Here is a 736-nt window from a genome sequence, read left to right as displayed (position 1 = left end):
CGGCGCTCTGAGCTCCAGATCGCGCCTGTTACGCTCGTCAGAACTGTGATGGTGGGTGGGGAGTCTCAGAGGTGGCAATAGTGAGTGAATCGTTTGAGTTTCATGTTCGAGAACGGGTCGCCGGAGTGTCCATGTGGCGCTTGGGGCTCGCTTCATTGTTTTTCGCTACCGTTCTTCTTCTAGGAAGTGTTTTGGGCTCTCTGAGCATCGTGTTCTCTGGCATTCTCTTTGAGAATCCGTGGCTCGTCGCGTTCTGTGTAATTGCGGGCGCGAGCGGATTGATGGGTTTCCTCATGGTTTCTCTTTTGGGTAGACAGAAGTTGAAGGAGTTTGCTGCTGGGTACACAACGAGTCGGTTGGGTTACCCGAATATGGAGCAGGTGGATGAATCGGCCGGCTTGATCGTGCGTGCCGCGGGGGAGCCCTTGCTGACTCGGCAGGAGCACCACACTCGGGTTCAGGCATATAGGGCAAGCCTCGTGGACTCGTGAAGGCGAGTTCGCCGCGCTGGGCGGTTATCGTACCGGGGGCTGTGTTCGGCGCGGCCATGGTGGGCCTCACCATCTATCGGATCCTGCGTGCCTCGGGCGATGACCCCGTGAAGGCAGCGGTGTTCTTGGGCAGTCTGATTGTTGCCTTGGGCGTGGTGGCTGCCATCGTGGTGCTTGCGTATCGTGCCGCGTCGACATCGACCCAGCGCCTGCTGACAGTGCTGGAAGAGAACCACCACGGCCAG

Annotated in this window: 1 protein-coding gene; it reads left to right on the top strand. The window is 58.8% G+C overall.

From position 1 onward, the window contains the following. Positions 1–487 precede the first annotated feature (487 nt). Positions 488–736, top strand: a 249-nt coding sequence (locus JF66_RS20980; protein WP_035880913.1) for a hypothetical protein, incomplete at its 3' end; no start/stop codon positions are given.

The sequence above is a fragment of the Cryobacterium sp. MLB-32 genome (assembly GCF_000738085.1).
Taxonomy (GTDB): Bacteria; Actinomycetota; Actinomycetes; order Actinomycetales; family Microbacteriaceae; genus Cryobacterium.
The sequence above is the reverse complement of the archived record's forward strand: the minus strand, read 5'-3'. Positions and strand labels throughout refer to the sequence as shown.